4 protein-coding genes are annotated in these 2968 nt (G+C 69.0%); 1 reads left to right on the top strand and 3 read right to left on the bottom strand.

Features of this window, described 5'->3' with window-relative positions; all coding sequences use genetic code 11:
• The 3 genes from trpD to VFF46_RS30335 form a co-directional block, all read right to left on the bottom strand.
• On the bottom strand, positions 1–674 hold a 674-nt coding region (trpD, locus tag VFF46_RS30345; protein ID WP_325040656.1), incomplete at its 3' end, for an anthranilate phosphoribosyltransferase.
• A gap of 5 nt (positions 675–679) precedes the next feature.
• Positions 680–1099, bottom strand: coding sequence for a hypothetical protein (locus VFF46_RS30340; RefSeq protein WP_325040655.1), 420 nt, complete (start codon positions 1097–1099; stop codon positions 680–682).
• Between the two features lie 46 nt (positions 1100–1145).
• Positions 1146–2063: a cytochrome c oxidase assembly protein gene (locus VFF46_RS30335; RefSeq protein ID WP_325040654.1), complete on the bottom strand. Its 918-nt coding sequence runs from the start codon at positions 2061–2063 to the stop codon at positions 1146–1148.
• A 142-nt stretch (positions 2064–2205) separates the two neighbouring features.
• Between VFF46_RS30335 and VFF46_RS30330 the strand changes: the two genes are divergently transcribed.
• Complete coding sequence (locus VFF46_RS30330; RefSeq protein WP_325040653.1) at positions 2206–2808, top strand: heme-copper oxidase subunit III; 603 nt, start codon at positions 2206–2208, stop codon at positions 2806–2808.
• Positions 2809–2968 lie beyond the last annotated feature (160 nt).

Here is a 2968-nt window from a genome sequence, read left to right as displayed (position 1 = left end):
CCGTCGTCGCCGTGGAACACGAGCGCGTCGATCCCGCGCCGCGCGAGCACCCCGGCCATCAGCCCGGCGACCCGCCCGTCAGCAACCCCGACGGCCTGCGCCGACGGGTCGCCCGGGTTGGCCAGCGGGCCGAGCAGGTTGAACGTCGTCGGTACGCCGAGCTCGCGGCGCGGGACCGCCGCGTTCCGCAGGGCCGGGTGGAAGGCGGCCGCGAAGCAGAACGTGATCCCGGCGCGCTCCCCCACCTCGGCCACCTGCGGGCCGCTGAGGTCGAGCGGGATGCCGAGCTCCTCGAGGACGTCGGCGGCGCCGCACGCGGACGAGGCCGCCCGGTTGCCGTGCTTGACCACCTTCGCGCCGGCGCCCGCGGCGACGATCGCGGACATCGTGCTGATGTTCACCGTGTGGGCCTGGTCGCCGCCGGTCCCGACCACGTCCAAGGTCCGCCCGGGGACACTGATCGGGGTGGCGAACTCGCGCATCGTCTGCACGAGTCCCTCGACCTCGGTGACCGTCTCGCCCTTGGACCGCAGCGCGATCACGAACCCGGCGAGCTGGGCCGGGGTCGCGGCCCCGGACAGGATCTGCTCCATCGCCCACGCGGTGGCGGCGGCCTCCAGGTCCTCGTGCCGCAGCAGCGGACCGATGACGTGGGACCAGGTGTAGGCGGCCATCGGGGTCAGGACGTGATGGCGGGCAGCTCGGCGACCCGCTGCCGGAGCAGGTCCGCGGTGACCTCGGCGAGCTTGATCGGGTCGATCGGGTGCGAGACCACGCCCTCCGCCCGCGACCAGGTCGCCAGCCACGCGTCCTGCGGGCGGCCGGTGAGCACCAGCACCGGCGGGCACTGGAAGATCTCGTCCTTCAGCTGCCGGGCTATCCCCAGGCCGCCGGCCGGCACCGCCTCGCCGTCCAGGATGGCCAGGTCGATCCGGCCCTTGTCCATGGTCTTGATGACGGCCGGCTCGGTCGCGCACTCGACGTACTCGAGCTCGGGCAGATCGGCCGCCGGCCGCTTGCCGAGGGCCATCCGGACGGACTCCCGCGTCGTGCGGTCGTCGCTGTAGACCAGGACCCTCAGCGGACGCTCTGAACTCATCGATCCATCCCAAGCTGTGTTCTAAAGAAGACTGGACAACCGAATGCTACCGGGGCACCTGGCTCGCCCTGCGAGCCTGTTCCTCCAACCGGTCCAGACGCCGGTCCTCGCGGCGCGCCTCGCGCTGCGACTGGCGGACCCACTGGACGAACAGTACGGCGAAGAAGACCACACCGACGAGGTCGCCCGAGCCCCACAACAGCCCGCCGGCGATGTACTGGTCGTGCAGCGGCGACGGCGGCCAGGACCGGGCGAAGCTCGTGTACCAGTCCTCCGCGATCAGCTTGTTCGCGGACATGATCGTGATCCCGAGGAACGCGTGGAACGGCAACGTGAGGAACGTCATCATCAGCCGGAACGGGTAGATCACCCGCCCTGGCACCGGGTCCAGCCCGAGCAGCGGCCAGAAGAACAGCGATCCGACCAGGATGAAGTGCAGGTGCAGCAGATCGTGGAGCACGGTCGACCGGAGCGTCGCGTCGTACCAGCCGCTGAAGTACAGCGCCCAGGGGCTCAGGACGAACAGCGTGAACCCGATCAGCGGGAAGCAGACCACCTTCGCGAACCGCGAGTGCAACACGGAGAGCAACCACTTCCGCGGCTGTTGCGGGAGCGTCCGGAGCGCCAGCGTGACCGGGGCGCCGAGCGCCAGCGCGAGCGGCGTCAGCATCGACAGGATCATGTGCTGGACCATGTGCACGCTGATCAGCACCGTGTCGTACGTGCCGAGCGCCGACTGGGTCGCGATCACCGCGCTGCCCAGACCGACCCCGGCGAACGCGAACGTCCGGCCGCGGGACCACTTGTCGCCACGCTCCCGGAGCCGGTGGACGCCGTACAGATAAAGGGCCCCGAGCGCCACGATCACGCCGAGTAACACCGGTTCGAAGGTCCATGCCGTCAGCAACCGGAGCGTTGTCAGCGGCTCGATCACGTCGCCCGGGGTGGCGTGAAGGGGAAGCACCGTCCCACAGTAGGAACAGCTGGTTGACGACATGCACGGGGGTGGTCGTAGCGCTGAACGCGAGGACCGACATAATGACCGCGTGGCCACTGCAACCGCGCTCCCAGCGTCTCGTGAACACGGTCATGCCGACCGTCCCAGCATGGTCAGTGTCGGCACGATCGTCTGGCTCTCGAGCGAACTGATGTTCTTCGCCGCCCTGTTCGCGGCGTACTTCACGATCCGGTCGGTGACGACCGCTGCCGCCGCTCCGGGGACGGAGACGCTCTGGCAGCTGATGACGCACCATCTGGACGTCCCGTTCGCCGCGGTGAACACGACGATCCTGGTGCTGTCCTCGTTCACCTGCCAGTTCGGCGTCTTCGCCGCCGAGCACGGCCGGGTCGGCCGGACCGGCTCGGTGCTGGACGTCCGCGCCTGGGGCATGCGTGAGTGGTTCATCCTCACGTACCTGATGGGCTCGGTGTTCGTCGCCGGCCAGGTGACGGAGTACACCGGGCTGGTGCAGGAGGGCCTGACCATCTCGTCCAACGCGTACGGGTCGGTGTTCTACCTGGCCACCGGGTTCCACGCCCTGCACGTGACCGGCGGCCTCATCGCTTTCGTGTTCGTCCTGGCCAGGACGTACATGGCTCGTAAGTTCACCCACGAACAGGCCGTCTCGGCGATCGTCGTGTCGTACTACTGGCACTTCGTCGACGTGGTCTGGATCGCCCTGTTCGCGACCATCTACCTGCTCAAATGAGTGAGAAGAGAAATCCCTTGTCACCGGCGCGCTTTCTCTCCGCGCGACGACGGCACCGGTCCGCCGGCCTCGTCGTGCTCCTGTTCGGCCTCCTGGCAGTGGGTTCGGCGTACGCCGCCTTCGCCCCTGACAACGCGGTGGCGGACAACTCGGCCCAGTC

The sequence above is a fragment of the Kribbella sp. genome (assembly GCF_035655035.1).
Taxonomy (GTDB): domain Bacteria; phylum Actinomycetota; class Actinomycetes; order Propionibacteriales; family Kribbellaceae; genus Kribbella.
The sequence above is the reverse complement of the archived record's forward strand: the minus strand, read 5'-3'. Positions and strand labels throughout refer to the sequence as shown.

Bases quoted from the DNA above. Each gene is read 5' to 3' on its own strand.
- VFF46_RS30340 (WP_325040655.1), bottom strand. From the start codon at position 1,099: ATGAGTTCAGAGCGTCCGCTGAGGGTCCTGGTCTACAGCGACGACCGC.
- VFF46_RS30330 (WP_325040653.1), top strand. From the start codon at position 2,206: ATGGTCAGTGTCGGCACGATCGTCTGGCTCTCGAGCGAACTGATGTTC.